A 16,961-nucleotide genomic window follows, 5' to 3' on the forward strand; every position below is an offset into this window, starting at 1 on the left:
ATGACGGCCACCGCAGGCAAGGCCATCGTCGCGGCACTCAGCGACAACGTGGACCGGCTGCTGGCCGCTGAACCCGAGGTACGCGGGGACGAACCGGATTCGGTCCACCAGATGCGGGTGGCCACCCGCAGGCTGCGCAGTGTGCTGCGGTCCTATCGCGGACTGTTCGAACGGACACCGGCCAGGACAATGGGCGAGGAGCTCAAATGGCTGGCCGGTGTCCTCGGCGTCGCGCGCGACGCCGAGGTGCGGGCCGAACGCTTCGAGACGTTGCTGACGAAACATGGTCAGCAGTCCGAGCATTCGAAGACCGACCTCGAATTGGTGACCGCCCGTCTGGTCACCGCCGAAAACGCCAAGTACTCCGTCGCGCACGCCGACGTGCTACAGACCTTGGACAGCGTGCGCTACCGCGAGTTGCGCGACGAACTCACCGAGTGGCGCACCGAACCGCCGTTGCGTTCCTCGCGCGCCGCGGTGCCCGCCGAGGAATTCTTCACCGTGGTGCTGGAACGCGACCGCGAGCGCATGCTGGCACTGATCGAGCGGGAAACCACCGTCACCCCCGCTGAGCGCGTCGAGTTGCTGCACGATATCCGCAAGAGCGCCAAGCGATTACGGTACTCCTGCGAGGCCGCCGAGACGGTCCTCGGCACCGACGCCAGCGACCTCGGCAGCCGCGCCAAACGACTACAAACGGTGTTGGGCGACCACCGCGACGCCGTCGAATCACAACACGCCATCTACGGCATAGCCGCCGATGCCGGTGCCGCAGGCGAAGACACGGCCCTCTACCGCATCCTGGCAGGCGCCGAAGACACCGCCGCCCGCCAAGCCCTCACCCGCTACCCCGACGCCGCAGCCGCCATCTCCGGCGAGTAACCCCAACTTCCGCCCTCCCCCTCAGGCAAGCCACGCAGCCGCACCATTCTTGATTTCCGGCACCGAGAATCGCATGCGAATTTCGGTGCGGCAGATCAGGAGTGGTGCGGCTGATGTGCTCAACGGCTGCGGGACGGGCTACGCAGGGTAGGCGAAGCTGATCTTGCGGGTGGTGGGGTCGGCGGATACGAGGCGCACTCGGACGGAGGCGCCTTCGGGGGGTTCGCCCACGCAGGGGCCGAGAACAGGTGGGTCGGCGATGAAGATTTCTGCGGCGCGGTTGCCGTTGGCTTCGCGGACGACCACCGCGTCGAACTCGGTGCCCGCTCGTTCGGCGAGCAACGTGGACTCGGCCAGGTCGATGCAGGCTCGTTCTACCTTGCCCGCGATCGCGTCGCTGCGGCGCATGCTGTCGGCGGTGTCGGCCAGTCCGTCCTGGACCCATTGCGGGACTTCGGTTCCCGCGCAACGCGCTAGGCAGATCTCGGTGCTGAAGCGGTCGCTCAGGCGGCGCAGCGGCGCGGTGACGTGCGCGTAGGGTGCGCGGATCGCGCTGTGCTCCAAGCTTTCCGGGGTGCTGACCTTGGCATCGCCGTTCAGCACGGTGTAGGACGCGCCACGCAACAGACTCGTGGCCTCCGACATGAGTACCAGCGCGGCAGGCGTGTTCGGATCCAACCCGGCCAGCAGCTGCCCGACCGACAGTTCCGCGGGCCACTCGACACCCAACGCGGCCGCCGTGCGATGCATGGACGCTATCGCCGACTCGGCGGGCGGGGGCATGGTGCGCAACAGCGCTGGCGCCCCGGCGTCGATCATGATGCGCGCCGCGCACATTCCGGTCAGCAGTGAAACCTGCTCGTTCCAGTCGTCGGCGGCGGTCCGCGGCTCGACGATCAGCCGCCAATGCCCGTCCGAGTTACCATCGCGCACAATGCTCTGCGCGGGCAGCCGCAGCCCGATCGCGCCGCGCAGCAACCCCAGTTCGATGCGCCGCGTGCCGAATTCCGGCAGGGCGGCTATCGACGGATGCAGTCGGCCCGCGTCGGCATCGGCCTGCACGCCTGCGTAGTCCAGCCTGGCGCGCGAACGTACCAGCGCCCGCTGCACCGCAAACCGTTGCGGTTCAGCCTTTTCGTCGAGCTCGATGGTCCACAGCGCGGCGGGCCTTGGCTGCTCGGGCAGCAGGCTCGCGGTGCCTTCCGACAGCACCGGCGGGTGCAGCGGCACGGTGCCGTCGGGTAGGTAGAAGGTTTGCCCCCTGGCGCTCGACTCCTTGGCGAGCGCGCCGTGCGGATCGATCACGGCGCCGACGTCGGCGATGGCGTAATGCAGGACAAAGCCGGTGTCGGTGCGTTCGAGATGCAGGGCCTGGTCCAGATCCATGGCCCCCGGCGGGTCGATCGTCACGAACGGGATGTCGGTGCGATCGGCCCGGTCGCCCGCGAACGCGTCGGACGCGTCGCGGGCTTCCGTGCTGGCCTCGGCGGGATACGCCGAGGCCAGGCCGAATTCGGAACGGATGGCGCCGAAATCTACCGGCGCCGAGACGATCCGCTGATGCAATGGCACTAGGGTGCCAGACCTACTGCAGCGCCAGCATGGTGCCGTTCAACGAATCGAGCGGCCCATAGACGGTGAAGGTGACATGTCCGCCCGGGACCGCGGCCGACACCGCGGCCGCCGCGTCCAACGCTTCGCCGAACGAAGCCGCCGAAGGATGAGGCAGACCACCGAGGGTCTGTCCGAAACGGTTCTGGGCGACCCAGACCGTGTCAGCCGGGCTGAGGTCTACCTGCACCCCACCCGGCAGCGGCGTCACCGCTACGGCACTGGCGGAGCCAGCACCCATCATGGCGAAAACCGAAGCAGCCCCGGCGATCAACGCGCCGGCGACCAGTGAGCGAACAATCCGCATAGAGTTGAGACCTGCTTTCCCGCATTCGAAGTGTGAAGGGCTCGTTGCGGCCACGCAACGGGCCGTGCCAACGCGGACTACTTTATGACGTCGATCACGGTCCGGCTAGTTACCGGCAGATACACACGGCGAGTTCACCGCGCCGACATGGCCGCGACGTGGCTGCTAACGTGGGCCGCAGTAGCGGGTCTCACACTGTGCCCGCACATTCTGAAATGTCCTGTACGTCGACAATTGGGAGTTCCACAGCTATGTCATCGATTCTGTACGACTACCTGTTGCCGCTGCTCGGGGCGGACCAGGCAGCGTATTGGGCCCAGGTTTTCGTCATCGCACCGGTCTGACCCACAAGCCTTCTGCCACACCAAGTCGCCTCCCGTTCACCGGACGGGAGGCGACTTTGGTCTCGGACCGCTAGCATCCCGCTCCGTGATCAGAACTACCGCCGCTCTCGCGGCCAGCGCGACCCTCTTTGCCCTGCTGCTCACCGGCTGCGGGGACGACAAAGCCAGCAACACCCCCTCCTCTTCAGCTCCCGCCGCGCAATCGAGCGGTGACGCGCAAGTCGTCGACAATGTGAAGGCGGGCGCGTTCGTCGTCAGCTTCCGCGGCGCGTTCCCGAAACTGGCCGACGGCAAGGACGACGCGAAGATCGCCACCATCCTCAGCGACACCTGCAAGGAGATCAAGGCGAGCAAGTCCGAGGACGACGTCGTCAAGAGCATCACCAAGCGCGCGTCCGGCAAGGCCGAGGCGACCCCCGAGGAGGCCAAGGCCATCTACCAGATGGCCAAGATGATGTGCTGAGCTATCGCCTCAGCCACGGTAGGTAGCCGGCGCTTCGTCCGGCGGATCGAGCTGACGCTGCTCGGGGCCCGGGGTGATCGCCGCGGGCTCGTCGGCTCGTTCTGCTATCGCCGCGGGCTGTTCGGCTACCGCCGCGGGTTCTTGGGCCACCGTCGCCTGTTGCGGCGCTTGCGGATTGGCAGGCGCCTGCGGCGTACTGCGCTCCAGGAAGCGAAGCAGCTCCACCGGGAACGGCAGCACCAACGTCGAATTCTTTTCCGCCGCAACCTGAACCACGGTTTCCAGCAGGCGCAGCTGCAGCGCGGCTGGCGACTCCGACATCTGCGCGCCCGCCTGCGCCAGCATCTTCGAGGCCTGCAATTCACCCTCGGCGGAGATCACCCTGGCGCGGCGTTCACGTTCCGCCTCGGCCTGGCGCGACATCGAGCGTTTCAGCGAATCCGGCAGTGCCACATCCTTGATCTCCACCCGGTCGATGTGCACGCCCCAGCCGAGCGCCGGACTGTCGATCATGATTTCCAGGCCCTTGTTCAGCTCCTCGCGATTGGACAGCAGGCTGTCCAGGTCGCTCTTGCCGATGATCGAGCGCAGCGACGTCTGCGCCACCTGGCCGACGGCGAACAAATAGTTCTGCACCTCGACGACCGCGAGCACCGGGTCGAACACCCGGAAGTACACGACGGCGTCCACCCGCACCGTCACGTTGTCGCGGGTGATGCCCTCCTGGGCGGGCACCGGCATGGTGACGATCTGCGTCGACACCTTACGCATCCGGTCGACGAACGGAATCATCATGCGCAGCCCGGGATCTCGCGTCCCGACCACGCGGCCGAACCGGAAGATCAGCCCCTTCTCGAACTGCGTGACCACCCGCGTGCTCGCGGCCGTCAGCACGCCGCCGACAACCACCCCCGCGCCAACGATGCTGCTGAGAATCGCGAGTATGTCCATGCCCGGCCCCCGAATCGCGCCCGGCGGCAACAGGAGCGGGTACCTGGGCGCTGCGGCCCCGCGGCTACCTCCATGATGGCACCGCGGAACCGGCTGCGACAGAAGATCAGAGCGTCCTATTTGAGGGTCAGCCGCTTGACGGCCGTGCCGCTCTCGAGGCTCTGCTGGTTGTCACCCCACACCAATGCGCTGAAGACGCGCACGGTATCGCCCACCGCGGGCGTGAACGGTTCGGACTCCGCGATCTTCGTGGCGGTGACGGATACCGTCTGGCGTTCGGCATTGCACGTCGCCTTGGTCTTGGCACCGATCGTCTGCTCCGCGCCCTCGCCGGTGCTGCGGACGAACACCTGGAGCGTCACGGGCTTGTCGGTCGCCTCGCAGGTGTAGCTCACCGAGACAGCCAACCCGCTGCCGCTCAACGCGGCTGCGGTGATGTCGACGTTGTTGACGGTGGGTGGCGTCGCGGGGGTGGTGGTCGGAGCGGCGGCGGCGACACCGGCGCAGGCCACCGCGGCCAGAGCGGTTGCGGATGCGAGGGTTCCCGCGCGACGCAGCATGGTGTGAACGTTGATGACGATCTCCTAGCAGTCGATCCTGCGGCAGCCCCGAATCGGACACACCGCACAAAACCTCGACCGACAATGTACTGGTATCCGGCCCGCTCCGGTCGACCCAATCAGCTGGCCACAGAGCCGATCTCAGCCGTTAACGCGCAGTTCGCCCGGCGAACACCGGCGGATCCGCACTCGAAAGGGCGGACGAGTTGGCCTGTAAGCCGGATCCTGTCCCCGGTTCGCACCGGGGGGCGACCATCCATCTGGACACACCGTTGCCGGGTGCCTCGAGCGGTCCACCCGCAGGCTCGGGCGAGCAGCCCTCGAACACCTGCGCAGCCGCACCGCGAACGGTGCGACCTTTGACCTTGCTCCGGGCGGGGTTTACCTAGCCGCCCCGGTCACCCGGGGCGCTGGTGCGCTCTTACCGCACCGTTTCACCCTCACCACACGACCCGAAGGCCGTGGGCGGTCTGTTCTCTGTGGCACTGTCCCGCGGGTTGCCCCGGGTTGCCGTTAGCAACCGCCCTGCTCTGTGGAGTCCGGACTTTCCTCGGCGTCGAGCGGCGGCACAACCGTGCCCGTTCCCGATGCCGCGGTCGCCCGGCCAACTCGTCCGCCGTATCAGCGTACTGGTCGCCGCGCACTCCGCCAGGACGCGGGCCCCACCTACGCAGTACGGTTGGCTGCCATGGAACGTGTCGAGGTCGGCTTCCCCTCCGGAAGCGAGCAGTGCGCCGCCTGGCTCTACCGTCCGGATGGTGCGGCGAAGCCCCGTCCGCTCGTCGTCATGGGACATGGCCTTGGGGCAAATCGGGAAATGGGACTCGACCGGTACGCGCGGCGCTTCGCCGCCGCGGGCATGGCGGTCCTGGTGTTCGACTACCGGCATTTCGGAGCGAGCCAAGGTGAGCCGCGTCAGGTGATCCGGATCGGGCGCCAGCGCGAGGACTGGCAGTCCGCCATCGCCTACGCGCGCACCATCCGCGGCATCGACGCGACCCGGATCGCGTTGTGGGGCACCTCGTTCAGCGGCGGACACGTGCTCGCGGTTGCGCCGCACGACGACTACCTGGCCGCGGTGGTCGCGCAGGTCCCGTTCACCAGCGGGTGGTCCTGCGCGATGGCGAAGGGGCCGATCAGCATGACCAAGGTGACCGCGATCGCCGCCACCGACTTGCTGATCGGGCCGCTACGGCGCAAGCACGTCGGCATCCGGTTGGCCGGGCGCAAGCGGTCGGCGGCGCTGATGAGCGCGGCCGACGTGCCGGAGGGTAACGGCAGGCTGGCCGAGGAGAGCGAGCATTACAAGCCGAAGGTGGCTGCGCGCGTTGCGTTTTCGGCGCTGTTCGATTCGCCCGGCAAGCGGGCCAAGTCGCTGAAGATGCCGGTGCTGTACGCGTTATGCGACGACGATTCGATCACCCCGATCAAGTCCGCGCTGCGGGCGGCGGAACGCACCAAGCACGCCGTCGTGAAGCGTTACCAGGCAGGGCATTTCGATATCTACTTCGATGACGTGTTCGAGAAGGCGGTGTATGACCAGACGGAGTTTCTGGTCTCGATTTTGCGGCCGTGAGTCGTTGACGGCGCCGGTCACCCGCTGGTGTCGGCCGAATCAGCCCGTGCCGTATCGTGGAGATCAGCTCAGTTCCCGAGCATCTCTTGCTCCCGTCGATGGCTTCGATGCGCCGCGAAGCATCATTCTCATGAAACTCGCTCTGCCCCACGGGAAGGCCCTTCCCGTCCACCGGTGACGACCGCGCGGGCCAAGTCCCGCCCCGACCTGCGCCGCGAACGCCGCCAACGCGCCCACGGCTGCTGGAATCACCTCATCATCGCGCCGCTGTGGCCCAAACACGGCGTCAACCTCGGCACCATGCTGCGCACCTGCGACGCCGTCGGCGCCTGCATGGCCGTGCCGCGCCGCCCATGGATCCCCGACGCCCTGGCCCACGGCAACACCCTGCGCAAACCCCAATGCGTGCACTGGATCAACGGCCGCGTCGACCGCTGGCTGGCCCGCCAGCGCATCGGCGGCTCCGCCATCGTCGGCGTAGAACTCACCGACGAATCCATCCGCCTCGCCGACCTCCCCACCGCCCGGCGCCGCACCGTAATCGTCCTCGGCCACGAATCCACCGGCATCCCACCCGAAGGACTAGAACTACTCGACCTAGCCGTCGAAATCCCCATGATAGGCACCGGAAACAGCCTCAACGTAGCCGTCGCCGGCTCCCTGGTGCTGTACAAGTTAGCGGGCCTGTGTTGACGAAAGGACCCATGAAGGAGGACCGATGACCGAAGCAATCACCTACGAGATTCACGCGAACCGCGTCGGCCGATGGTGGGAGATCACCATCCCTGACATCTACGGAGATGATCCGTGCGGGCAAGCACCACACCTCACCGCCGTCGACTCTGAGGCGCGGACCATCATCGCGGCAAAACTCGATGTTCCGCTTTCTCAGGTCGAAACATCGTTGAGTTCGCCGACGTTCAGATCTGGACTGCGGTAGAGCGATTCGGACCTCGGAGGAAAAATATTGGCAGATCCGAGGCAGGCGGCATGCCGCGTGGCTGCCAGAGTATGTGTGCGACAAGATATCCCGCGCGGCGGTAGATTGCGGTCGGACGGACCGTCCGGAATTGAGGGAGCCGCGATGATAGATCCATCGATCCTGGAGGCTCGGCGCGTCTACTTGCTCGACCAACTGCGTGAGTTGCGGTGGGGGGTGGCCGAGTTGGCTGAGGGGTATGGCGCGCTGCCTGCCTCGGGGCTGCTGATCGATACCGAGGGCATCGGTGCCCTGACGACGCCCGCCTACTGTGTGGCGGGGGCTCGCGAGGTTTTCGAGGAGGCGACGATCGAACTCGACGCTGCCGTCGATGCCCTCGACCGGGCGGGTATGTATACGACACGGATTCGTTCGGTCGTCCTGGACTGAGGACGGTCGAATCCTGTCGGTGGTTGTCGCTACTGTGCCCGGTTATGAACACCGCGACTGCCGTCGTCGCCGAGATCGTCAGCGGGATCGAACCATTCGATGCGCTGGAACAGGAACACCTCGACGAGGCATTGGCTTGGCTCGCATCGACCGATGATGTGTTTCGCCGCGTCAAGCCCGCGACGCCACCACGACATCTGGTCAGCTATGTCGTGCTGGTCGACCCCGACGCGCGGGCGGTGCTACTCGGCCGCCATCGGCTCGCCGGATTGTGGCTGCCGACCGGTGGGCATGTCGATCCTGGCGAGCATCCGCTGGAGGCGGCGCGGCGCGAGGTGGTCGAGGAGATCGGCATCCCGGCCGATTTCACCGTCACCGGTACCGATCCCCTGTTCCTGACGATCACCAGCACGGTCGGTGCGGACAGCCACGACGACGTCAGCCTCTGGTACCTCATCCGCGGCGCCCGATCCCAACATTATCGGCTCGACCCTCGTGAGTTCAGCGCCGAACACTGGTGGGACATAGACCAATTCGCGGTTCTCGACGCCGACCCGCATTTCGGCCGCTTCCTCGCCAAACTGGAAGCCACGCTGAGCGCGGAAGTCTGACCTGTCACAACGGTTGCGCGCCGGGTTCCAGCAGTCGTTTCGGGTGCATGCCGTCGACCTGGCCGATGAACGGCGGATGGATGCTGTAGCCGAGCATGCGGCGGATGTCCTCCGACACGGCGCGCACGGTGTCGCGGGTAATCGACAGCGTGAACGCTTCCTGGGGCCGCAGCCACGGCTCGCAATATTGGGCGGTGACGGCCAGGCGCGAAGTCTGGGTGCGATTGGCACCGCCTCCATGCCAGAGGGTGCCGACGAAGAACACACACGAGCCCGCCTTCATCACCACCGGTTCTCGCTCGCTCTCCTCGGGCATGCGGTGACCCCACAGATGACTACCCGGAATGATCTCGGTGGCGCCGTTGTCGGCGGTGAAATCGTCGATCGCCCAGATCGTCGCCGCGCCGAGTGCCGTGCGTGGGCGCGGCAGCGGATAGAAGCCGTCGTCGGTGTGCAGCATCTGCGCCTGCTCGCCGGGCAGGATGTTGATCACCTGCAGCATCGACAGCAGATAGTTCGGCAGGAACAACCGATCGAGCAGCGCCAGCACCCGCGGATGGTCCGCGATCCGATCGCAACTGCGGGTCTTGTTCAACACGCTGTATACCCGCTGGGTGGATTGTCCCTCGAACATGTTGCGGCCGTGGTGATTCAACAGCGGTGCCACCGCTTCGCGGATGTCGTCGAGCTCCTGCGGGGTGAGCAGATCGGGCAGGATCACGTATCCGTCACGCTGGAGCGCGGCCAGATCGGCTGCACAGACCGCCGCGTCGATGCTTTCGCCGCTGCTCGCGGTCCGACGGTAGGTCCCGGCCAGATCGCCGCCCAGGTCCGCGAACGACGACACTTCGGTACTCATGGCGGCTCCTCCGGAGACATAACTGAGTTCGGTTATGATTCTGACTGTGGCACGCGCACCGCTCGGACGTCAACAACTGCTCGACGCCGCCCGCGACGAACTGGTCCGTGGCAACGGCGTGATGGAACTCAGCGCGCTCACCCGCCGAGCGGGCTTGAGCACCGGCGCGCTTTATCACCACTTCGGCTCGAAAAGTGGTCTGCTGGCGGCGATTTACGACGCGTTCTATAAAGGCCTCAGGCACGCCACGGCCGACGCGCAGCTACCCGCCGACGCCGACTGGGCCACCCGCGAACGCGACCGCACCTACCGCTTCGTGGCTTACCACTTCGCCGACCCCCTGGCCCCCGTCCTGCTCGACCGCACCGCCCTCGACCCGCAGCTCACCGAGCTCGAAGCGGTCTACATCCAGCACATGAGCGACAACGCCGCCGCCAACATCCGCCACGGCCAGACCCTCGGCCAGCTCCCCACCGACGTCGACCCCGACAGCGCGGGCGCCTTCGTCATCGGCGGACTACGTCACGGAATCGCCCAGCAACTCCGCAGCACCCCGCTCCCCTCCCCCGATCAGGCCGCCGAACGACTCTGGCGCCCAACCGCCGCGTCCCTCGGAATCGTTTGACCCCCAACCGATCCCGCCGCGCGGCTAGGAACAGCAGCCCGGCTCGATAGGCTGAGATTCATGAAACGGCCCGACCTGAGCTCTCCGCCGACCTACGACGAGGCGCTGCGATTCGCGCGCGACGAGGCGCAGGATCCCGGCACTCTCGTCCCCTACCGCCACCAGGGGCTCGAGAATGCGCGCTACGGCCGCGGTTTCGCCTTTTTGCAGACGTTCCGAAGCGAACGCGGCGAGATGGACGGCTATGTCCTGGTGACCGCGGGTGGTTACGGGAGCGGAATTCTGTCGGCGGACCGGCACATCGACACGGTGATCGCCGAACACCTGGCCCGAGCCGAACATGCCAACAGAGACATCCCCGACAGCGAACTCACGCTGGCACACCGAGTGGCGCTCGCGGCCTTCGAGGCAGGCCGCACGCGCATCGACGAGACGCCCGAGCGCGCGGCGATCGATGCCGAGGCCGCCGACTATGCCGAGTTCATTCTCCTCATGCTGTGGCGCAACCGCACCCCGGGCGACTCTGGACGAAATATCCTCGCCCGCAACGATTCCCTGTTGCGACCGCCCGACCCGGGACGCCGCTACACCCAACCCTGCCCGCACTGCGGCCGGCCAGCGGTCTACGCCGAACGCTATCCGCGCCTGGTCTGCGATCACTGCCGGGACCGAACCACCGACCGAGCTGGGCGCCAGGTCACCGGCTACAACACCCATCTCAGTGGCGGCATGATCGCCTACTACACCGACACGGTCGAGCATTCGGACGGCTCTCCGTACGAAGAATGCGTCGAAGTCACCCGAACCGGGGTGTGTTTTATCGACGGGCAACCCGCGACGATGGCGGAGGCCCGCTTCGGCGGGATCGTCGTCCAGATGGCGGCCGCCGATTGACACGATCCGCGGTTCAGGTCCGGAGCACGCGGCTAGGTCATCGATCCGAACTGTCGGGCAGCGTCAGCTTGAAACCCACGTGACTGGCTTCGAATCCGAGCTTTCCGTAGAAGCGATGCGCGTCCACCCGACTGCCGTGCGAGGTCAATTGCACCAGGGCGCAACCACGTTCGCGGGCGCGCCGCACACACTCCTCGATCAGTCGCGATCCAAGACCGTTGCCGCGCAGTGGTCGATCCACCCGTACCGACTCGATCTGCGCTCGTACCGCTCCCTTTCGGGCCAGTCCGGGCAAGAAGCTCAGCTGCGCGGTTCCCACCACGGCACCGCGGTATTCGGCAACCAGTAACTCCTGCCGCGGATCGTCGTCGATCACGGCAAAGGCCGCGCGATACCGGCTCAGATCGTCCGCGGACTCGCGGGCGCTGCCGAGTGTGTCATCGGCCAGCATCGCCACCAGCGCTGAAAGGTCATCGATCGTCGCGGACCTGAAGATGATCTCGTCCATACCCCAATTCCATCACGAGCCGCGGTCGAACCCAGGCTGCGGCGGGCGGCCGCGTATATGGCGTGCGTGGAACCCCCGGGATGCCGTATCGTGGTCGAGTCTTGCACCGAAGATTCCTTCGGCGGCAGGCGTGGACTTCTTGTTGCTTCTGTAGCGGATTCGAGGTGGTGACTTATATCCCAGGCCATGTAGCCGTCCGTGTGCCCCCACGTCCTGATTTCTAGACGTGCCGGGGGCGGACGTCGCGCTGGCCTGAGTTGCGTCACCCCATCCCTGTTCTCTTCATTTCCCGGGTGCAGCTCTGCCGACTGCTCCGGGTGTGGTGTTGTCCGACCCTGGCGTTGTTGACGGCGAGCTCCCCGATTCCTGAACCAGGAGTCCTACCGTGAATTCCTCCGCGCTCGACAACGAGCCCGAGCACACCCCAGAACTCTCCGACCGTGCCTCCTCCGGCGCGGCGTCGAAGATGACGACGGCCGCCAGGATCGCACTCGCGGTCGTGCTGACCGGCGAACTCATGAGCATCCTCGACGATGCGGTCGTCATGACGGCCATGCCTACCATCCAGCGGTCATTAGGCGCCGGACCGGCGGCGTTGCAGTGGCTGACCGCGGGCTACGTGCTGACCTTCGCGCTCGGGCTGATCACCGGCGGCAGGCTCGGCGACCTCTACGGCCGACGCAAGACCTTCCTGCTCGGCACCGTGGGGTTCACCCTCGCCTCGCTGCTGTGCGGCATCGCGGCCGGGCCCGGCATGCTGATCGCTGCCCGGGTGCTCCAAGGCGGTGCCGCCGCCGTGATGATCCCGCAGGTCCTGGCCACCCTGCACGTCACCTTCGCCGGCGAAAACCGCAGCAGGGCATTCGGCCTCTACGGTGCCGTCCTGTCGCTGGGTAGCGTCGCGGGTCCGGTGCTGGGTGGCGTGCTCACCGAGGCCGACCTGTTCGGGCTGTCCTGGCGGCCGATCTTCCTGATCAACGTGCCGGTCGGGCTTGTCGTGCTCATCCTCGGACGCAAGTTCGTCATCGAGTCGACCGCGGCGAAGGCCGACCGTCTCGACCTCGCCGGCATGCTGTTGTCCGCGACCGCGATGCTGCTGATCGTCTTCCCGCTCACCGAAGGTCAAGCCCACGGCTGGCCGCTGTGGTGTTTCGCCATGCTCGCCAGCGGTCTGCTCCTGCTCGGCGTTTTCCTACGCCACCAGCAGCACCGGAAAAACGATGCCCCGCTGGTGGCACTGTCGCTGTTCAAGAGCAACCAGTTCGCCGGCGGTCTGGCCGCGCAGCTGACGCTGGGCGTGCTGTGCGGGTTGTTCTTCATGACCTGGAGTCTGTATCTGCAGCACGGCCTGGGGATGAGCCCGCTGCTGGCGGCGCTGGCCTTCGTGACGCTCGCCGTCGGCGAGCTGGCCGGTGCGATGACCGCGACGAAGACCGCCGGACGCTTCGCACGTCGCCTGCCCCAAATCGGCGCCCTGACCGCTCTTGCCGCGATCACGGCCTACGGGATCCAGATCAACAGCGCGCGAGCCGATTTGACCCTGCTCGCGATGACGGCCCCTGTTCTGCTGCTCGGGTTCGGCCTAGGCCTGATCGGCGGGCCGATCGCCGACCTGACGCTCGCGAAGGTTCCGCACGAGAGCGCCGGTTCGGCCTCCGGTCTGTTCAACACGGCACTCCAGCTGGGCTACGCCCTCGGGATCGCGCTGACCGGCCCGGTGTTCTTCTCCGCCACCGGCGGCGCACCCAACCGCGACTCGTTCACCGGCGTGCTGTGGTGGGTAGGTGGCGTCTTGGCCGTGATGTGGGCCTTCATGTTCTGCCTGCCCCGGCGCGCGAACGGCCGAGCCGAGGATTCCGCCGGGCGGTGACATCGGGTAGCGGATGCATCCGTCGGTTCACGGATGCATCCGCGCACCTTTGAGCGTCTTGTCCACGATGTTGCGCGGCCCGTACACCGCGATACCGACGAGGTCGAGGTGGTCGGTGCCGACCGCGCGCACCGCGGCGCGGTTGTCCCGGTCGTTGCCGGTGGTGAACAGGTCGGAGGTGAACACCGCCGTCCGGATGCCCCGCGCCAGTGCCTTGCCGTGTGCGCCGCGCAGCACCTCCTTGCTGCCTTCGAAGACGAGTACGGGCTGGCGGAACATCGAAAGATAGCTCGTCGCGTCGGCGTCCTCGTACGGTTCCCCGATCACCTCCGGCTGGGCCGTCCCCAGCCCGCTGACCAGAAACGCCGTCACGTTCAGCCGCTGCCAGGTCGGTAAGTCGTCGCGCAGCAATACCGCGATCTTGGTGTCGAATCGCATGTTCTCCATGCGGACGACTCTGCCGCGATCGAGCCCGCCGAGGCTTGTACGATCCTGGCATGGTTGGCGCGGTCGAGCAGATCAGGGCCTGGCAGCCGCGGGTACCGGGTGTCGTCGAGGTTTTTCACGCCCGTTTCATCGGGCACGTCTACCCGATGCACGCCCACGACTTCTGGACGCTGCTGATCGTCGACGACGGGGCGGTGCGCTACCACCTCGATCGTCACGAGCACGGAATTCTCGGCTCGATGGTTTCGCTACTGCCGCCGCATGTTCCGCACAACGGCCAGGCCGCGACCGCACACGGGTTCCGTAAGCGGGTGCTGTACCTCGATGACGCCCAGCTGCCTGAGGCGATGATCGGTTGTGCCGTAGACACTCCCACCTTCGCCGACCCGCTGCTGCACCGCCGCGTCCGCCAGTTGCACGCGGTCCTCATCCACCCCGGCGATGAGTTCGAGGCCGCAAGTCGGCTCGCCCTGGTGCACGATCGCCTCCGAGACCTGCTGCGCGGCACCGGCCCGCCGCCTCGGCGCGCGGATCCGGGGCTGGCGCACCGCCTGCGAGAACTGCTCGATGCCCATACCACCGAAGGCATTTCCCTCACCGACGCCGCGGCCGTGCTGCACGCCGACTCCACCCACCTCATTCGCGCGTTCACCCGCGAGTTCGGGATGCCACCACACCAGTACCTGATCTCGCGCCGGGTCGATCATGCCCGCCCGCTGTTGCTCGGCGGCATGCCTGCCCGAGATGTGGCCGCCGCCACCGGTTTTCATGATCAGCCACATCTGATCCGGCACTTCAAACGCATCCTCGGCACGACGCCCGGGCACTACGCGCGCAGCGCCGGCCGTTCGATAACCTGACGCCCGACCGGCGGTCGGCTAGCGCAGATCAGCCAGGACAGTCCGGGCTTCGTCGACGAGGTCGGCCGCTGCGGGCCCCCAGGCGTAACGCGCGGCGTCGAGGGCGCCGATCGCGGCGGCCAGTGAGTCCGGATTGGTGGCTTGGTGCAGCGCGAACCAGAACCAGTAGTTCGTCTGGTCACCGATGGACGATTGACGTACGCGCAGTTCGGCTTCCGGTGTCAGCTCCCGTATTTCGATGCACGCAAGCACATCCGGGTCCTCGGCCAGGTGCACGTATTCGGCGGTTCGGCGAACAACCCACCACGCCATCGCTTGCTGTCGTTCGGCGGGTAGGTCCGCGAGCAGGTCAGTGTCGGCTCCCAAGGGACCGTGCCCCTGTTGCGCTCGGGAGCCGTCGGATTCGCGCCACACCGGGTGGAGCTCACCGAGCAACGGAAGTACGGCGAAGCCGATCCCGGCGGACTCCACCCGTGCGAGATCGCTTTCGGTGCACGCGCTGCCGGTGAAACGCTCCACTGCGACAAGCCCTTTGGCGATCCGGTTGCGATAGTCATCGAAATCCAGGTCGCGCAGGATCGGCGCCAGCGCGGGATCCTGCTGCTGCTCACCGAGTTCGAATGCCGCGACGATCCGGCCGTCTTCCGCGAAAGACAGCCGGGTCAGCCCGTTGACATTCCAGTACAGCGACGCGGCGCGGGTACCACTCGACAGCGCGCGCAGCTCCGGGCCGTGGCTCCCCTGATAGCCGTTGTACTCGACCGCCATCACCCCGTCCGCGATGGACGCCACCGCGATCCACGGATCATTACGCTCCATGGCCCGTTCCTCGAGTTCGTCCATCCGCTCGGGGGTGGCAGGGTCAGCACCGAAGGCGCGCACCACCGTGTCGGGATTACCCGCGGCGACAACGGTGATCGTCCCGGCCTCCGCGAGCGCGGACTGCTCCACCCAGCGATAGGCGTCCTCGGGCTTGGCCGCGACGAGCGGTTCGGCTTCGCCGCGTAAACGGTGACCGAGTCGATCGGTTCGCTTGTGCACCACCGTGTCGGTGGCCGGTGACTGCCAAACAGTCAGCTTGTAGGACTCCTGACCGTCGCCTTCGTCGCGTCCCGTGGCGTAGACCCGGACGCGGTAGTTACCCGGCCACGGCGGCGTCTGTTCCGCGAGCGAACCATGTCCGCCACGACCCTCGGACTGTGGTGCACCGAGTATCGACGCCAGGCCGTGGCTCGCGGTCCAAGCGACCTCGACCACCTCGTCCCATCCGCTCACGTCGACGTCGGACGGCGCGGCTTCCAGCACCTCGACCGTCACCTGAACCGTGGCGTCCGCCGTGCCGGTCCGCACCGCTATTCCCCCAGGTACTACGGCCACCAGACCGTTGTCGCCGAAGTCGGCGGTGGCGGGAAAGTCCGATTCGCTCAACGCGAAACGATGTTCACAGGCTCGCACGTTGCCCGACGAATACCTCGGATACAGATACCCGTCGCGGAGCTGCGCGATACGCGCGGCAGCGTACTCTGCCGGCATCGGGGCGGCCCGCAGCAACGGACTCGCCGCGGTCAAGGCGGCACCGACCACCGTCGCCGGATCATCGCCGTCGCCCAGATTCCGCAGCACGATTGTCGCCACCGCCACCCCGAGCGCCAAGTAGGCCGCGCCATGAGCCGCCGCGACGCCGGCCTCGTCGAGCGCGCCGGCGGAATCGGACGCAACAGCCGAATGTAGTTGTGCGGCAACATCGGAGTGCTCGCTCAGCCGGACGGTCAGTTCGACGACCAACGCCAGCGCGCCAGGCCGGAAGGCCTCGAGTTTGTCTATCGCCGTCGTCGTCGCACCAGAGCCCGTGAGGTACGCGAACATGACGGCCCTGCCGTCCTCCGGCACGGGCAGCAGCGCGGCCAGACTCGGCACCTCCGGCACGGCGAGTTCGGCGACCAGCAACTCGAGGGCGCCGAGTATCCGTTCCGGCAGCAATTGCCCGAGCCGGGACAGCTCAGCGCGAATTCCCTCCTCGCCCACCGCATACGAACCGAACTCATCGCTCGACAGCCGTAACCGGCCCAGCGCCGCCGCGGGTGGCGCCGGTATCCGTGGCCGCACCGACCACATCGTCTGCACCACAAGCGATCCGAGCTCATCGACAACCGTGTCAGGAATGTCCATCACTGTCCCCTCCTTGCGCCGAGCGCGCGCCCCGAATGTACCCAAGAGCCGCCGG

General features: G+C 66.9%; 19 protein-coding genes and 1 other RNA gene. 11 read left to right on the top strand and 9 right to left on the bottom strand.

Annotated elements, in window-relative coordinates:
- On the top strand, positions 1-882 hold the full coding sequence (locus tag ACIA8C_RS22470; protein WP_397137645.1) for a CHAD domain-containing protein: 882 nt from the start codon (positions 1-3) through the stop codon (positions 880-882).
- 138 nt (positions 883-1,020) lie between these two features.
- Here ACIA8C_RS22470 and ACIA8C_RS22475 read toward each other — a convergent pair whose 3' ends face one another.
- Both ACIA8C_RS22475 and ACIA8C_RS22480 read right to left on the bottom strand, forming a co-directional pair.
- Positions 1,021-2,454, bottom strand: a complete 1,434-nt coding sequence (locus ACIA8C_RS22475; RefSeq protein ID WP_397137647.1) for an RNB domain-containing ribonuclease — start codon at positions 2,452-2,454, stop codon at positions 1,021-1,023.
- 13 nt (positions 2,455-2,467) lie between these two features.
- Positions 2,468-2,800, bottom strand: a complete 333-nt coding sequence (locus ACIA8C_RS22480) for a hypothetical protein (RefSeq protein WP_150408191.1) — start codon at positions 2,798-2,800, stop codon at positions 2,468-2,470.
- A 429-nt stretch (positions 2,801-3,229) separates the two neighbouring features.
- Between ACIA8C_RS22480 and ACIA8C_RS22485 the strand changes: the two genes are divergently transcribed.
- On the top strand, positions 3,230-3,607 hold the full coding sequence (locus ACIA8C_RS22485; RefSeq protein WP_397137649.1) for a hypothetical protein: 378 nt from the start codon (positions 3,230-3,232) through the stop codon (positions 3,605-3,607).
- Between the two features lie 9 nt (positions 3,608-3,616).
- On the opposite strand, the gene ACIA8C_RS22490 is transcribed toward ACIA8C_RS22485, so the two are convergent.
- The 3 genes from ACIA8C_RS22490 to rnpB form a co-directional block, all read right to left on the bottom strand.
- Positions 3,617-4,558, bottom strand: coding sequence for a slipin family protein (locus tag ACIA8C_RS22490; protein ID WP_397137651.1), 942 nt, complete (start codon positions 4,556-4,558; stop codon positions 3,617-3,619).
- 116 nt (positions 4,559-4,674) lie between these two features.
- Complete coding sequence (locus ACIA8C_RS22495) at positions 4,675-5,118, bottom strand: hypothetical protein (protein WP_397137653.1); 444 nt, start codon at positions 5,116-5,118, stop codon at positions 4,675-4,677.
- A 198-nt stretch (positions 5,119-5,316) separates the two neighbouring features.
- An RNA gene (rnpB, locus tag ACIA8C_RS22500) (RNase P RNA component class A) lies at positions 5,317-5,730 on the bottom strand.
- 76 nt (positions 5,731-5,806) lie between these two features.
- Here rnpB and ACIA8C_RS22505 point away from each other — a divergent pair.
- From ACIA8C_RS22505 to ACIA8C_RS22525, 5 genes are all read left to right on the top strand, one after another.
- Positions 5,807-6,694 (top strand): alpha/beta hydrolase, encoded by an 888-nt coding sequence (locus ACIA8C_RS22505; protein ID WP_397137655.1) that lies wholly within the window; start codon positions 5,807-5,809, stop codon positions 6,692-6,694.
- 174 nt (positions 6,695-6,868) lie between these two features.
- Entirely contained in the window at positions 6,869-7,387 is a 519-nt protein-coding gene (locus ACIA8C_RS22510; RefSeq protein WP_397137657.1) for a TrmH family RNA methyltransferase, read from the top strand.
- A 25-nt stretch (positions 7,388-7,412) separates the two neighbouring features.
- Complete coding sequence (locus tag ACIA8C_RS22515) at positions 7,413-7,634, top strand: hypothetical protein (RefSeq protein ID WP_397137659.1); 222 nt, start codon at positions 7,413-7,415, stop codon at positions 7,632-7,634.
- A 144-nt stretch (positions 7,635-7,778) separates the two neighbouring features.
- Entirely contained in the window at positions 7,779-8,063 is a 285-nt protein-coding gene (locus ACIA8C_RS22520; RefSeq protein ID WP_397137661.1) for a hypothetical protein, read from the top strand.
- A 44-nt stretch (positions 8,064-8,107) separates the two neighbouring features.
- On the top strand, positions 8,108-8,674 hold the full coding sequence (locus tag ACIA8C_RS22525) for an NUDIX hydrolase (RefSeq protein ID WP_397137663.1): 567 nt from the start codon (positions 8,108-8,110) through the stop codon (positions 8,672-8,674).
- 4 nt (positions 8,675-8,678) lie between these two features.
- On the opposite strand, the gene ACIA8C_RS22530 is transcribed toward ACIA8C_RS22525, so the two are convergent.
- On the bottom strand, positions 8,679-9,533 hold the full coding sequence (locus ACIA8C_RS22530; protein ID WP_397137665.1) for a phytanoyl-CoA dioxygenase family protein: 855 nt from the start codon (positions 9,531-9,533) through the stop codon (positions 8,679-8,681).
- Between the two features lie 46 nt (positions 9,534-9,579).
- Here ACIA8C_RS22530 and ACIA8C_RS22535 point away from each other — a divergent pair, with 46 nt between their 5' ends.
- Together ACIA8C_RS22535 and ACIA8C_RS22540 are read left to right on the top strand one after the other, a co-directional pair.
- Positions 9,580-10,158, top strand: a complete 579-nt coding sequence (locus ACIA8C_RS22535; RefSeq protein WP_397137667.1) for a TetR/AcrR family transcriptional regulator — start codon at positions 9,580-9,582, stop codon at positions 10,156-10,158.
- Between the two features lie 60 nt (positions 10,159-10,218).
- Positions 10,219-11,052 (top strand): hypothetical protein, encoded by an 834-nt coding sequence (locus ACIA8C_RS22540; RefSeq protein ID WP_397137669.1) that lies wholly within the window; start codon positions 10,219-10,221, stop codon positions 11,050-11,052.
- A gap of 37 nt (positions 11,053-11,089) precedes the next feature.
- Here the strand turns inward: ACIA8C_RS22540 and ACIA8C_RS22545 are convergent, their stop codons facing one another.
- A complete protein-coding gene (locus ACIA8C_RS22545) occupies positions 11,090-11,560 on the bottom strand; it encodes a GNAT family N-acetyltransferase (protein ID WP_397137671.1) in 471 nt (156 codons plus the stop codon).
- A gap of 385 nt (positions 11,561-11,945) precedes the next feature.
- Between ACIA8C_RS22545 and ACIA8C_RS22550 the strand changes: the two genes are divergently transcribed.
- On the top strand, positions 11,946-13,430 hold the full coding sequence (locus ACIA8C_RS22550) for an MFS transporter (protein ID WP_397137673.1): 1,485 nt from the start codon (positions 11,946-11,948) through the stop codon (positions 13,428-13,430).
- A 27-nt stretch (positions 13,431-13,457) separates the two neighbouring features.
- Here ACIA8C_RS22550 and ACIA8C_RS22555 read toward each other — a convergent pair whose 3' ends face one another.
- A complete protein-coding gene (locus ACIA8C_RS22555; protein WP_397137675.1) occupies positions 13,458-13,877 on the bottom strand; it encodes a DUF2000 family protein in 420 nt (139 codons plus the stop codon).
- 50 nt (positions 13,878-13,927) lie between these two features.
- On the opposite strand from ACIA8C_RS22555, the gene ACIA8C_RS22560 reads away from it, so the two are divergent.
- Entirely contained in the window at positions 13,928-14,737 is an 810-nt protein-coding gene (locus tag ACIA8C_RS22560; protein WP_397137677.1) for an AraC family transcriptional regulator, read from the top strand.
- A gap of 18 nt (positions 14,738-14,755) precedes the next feature.
- Here ACIA8C_RS22560 and ACIA8C_RS22565 read toward each other — a convergent pair whose 3' ends face one another.
- The gene (locus tag ACIA8C_RS22565) at positions 14,756-16,906 is read right to left on the bottom strand and encodes a DUF6461 domain-containing protein (protein WP_397138163.1); all 2,151 of its coding nucleotides are present in this window, start codon (positions 16,904-16,906) and stop codon (positions 14,756-14,758) included.
- Positions 16,907-16,961: the final 55 nt, after the last annotated feature.

The organism is Nocardia sp. NPDC051321 (genome assembly GCF_044455225.1).
Taxonomy (GTDB): domain Bacteria; phylum Actinomycetota; class Actinomycetes; order Mycobacteriales; family Mycobacteriaceae; genus Nocardia.

Excerpts from the sequence above, each read along its gene's own strand:
- ACIA8C_RS22470 (WP_397137645.1), top strand. The coding sequence starts at position 1 with ATGACGGCCACCGCAGGCAAGGCCATCGTCGCGGCACTCAGCGACAAC.
- ACIA8C_RS22480 (WP_150408191.1), bottom strand. The coding sequence starts at position 2,800 with ATGCGGATTGTTCGCTCACTGGTCGCCGGCGCGTTGATCGCCGGGGCT.
- ACIA8C_RS22490 (WP_397137651.1), bottom strand. The coding sequence starts at position 4,558 with ATGGACATACTCGCGATTCTCAGCAGCATCGTTGGCGCGGGGGTGGTT.
- ACIA8C_RS22495 (WP_397137653.1), bottom strand. The coding sequence starts at position 5,118 with ATGCTGCGTCGCGCGGGAACCCTCGCATCCGCAACCGCTCTGGCCGCG.
- ACIA8C_RS22505 (WP_397137655.1), top strand. The coding sequence starts at position 5,807 with ATGGAACGTGTCGAGGTCGGCTTCCCCTCCGGAAGCGAGCAGTGCGCC.
- ACIA8C_RS22515 (WP_397137659.1), top strand. The coding sequence starts at position 7,413 with ATGACCGAAGCAATCACCTACGAGATTCACGCGAACCGCGTCGGCCGA.
- ACIA8C_RS22520 (WP_397137661.1), top strand. The coding sequence starts at position 7,779 with ATGATAGATCCATCGATCCTGGAGGCTCGGCGCGTCTACTTGCTCGAC.
- ACIA8C_RS22525 (WP_397137663.1), top strand. The coding sequence starts at position 8,108 with ATGAACACCGCGACTGCCGTCGTCGCCGAGATCGTCAGCGGGATCGAA.
- ACIA8C_RS22530 (WP_397137665.1), bottom strand. The coding sequence starts at position 9,533 with ATGAGTACCGAAGTGTCGTCGTTCGCGGACCTGGGCGGCGATCTGGCC.
- ACIA8C_RS22540 (WP_397137669.1), top strand. The coding sequence starts at position 10,219 with ATGAAACGGCCCGACCTGAGCTCTCCGCCGACCTACGACGAGGCGCTG.
- ACIA8C_RS22545 (WP_397137671.1), bottom strand. The coding sequence starts at position 11,560 with ATGGACGAGATCATCTTCAGGTCCGCGACGATCGATGACCTTTCAGCG.
- ACIA8C_RS22555 (WP_397137675.1), bottom strand. The coding sequence starts at position 13,877 with ATGGAGAACATGCGATTCGACACCAAGATCGCGGTATTGCTGCGCGAC.
- ACIA8C_RS22560 (WP_397137677.1), top strand. The coding sequence starts at position 13,928 with ATGGTTGGCGCGGTCGAGCAGATCAGGGCCTGGCAGCCGCGGGTACCG.
- ACIA8C_RS22565 (WP_397138163.1), bottom strand. The coding sequence starts at position 16,906 with ATGGACATTCCTGACACGGTTGTCGATGAGCTCGGATCGCTTGTGGTG.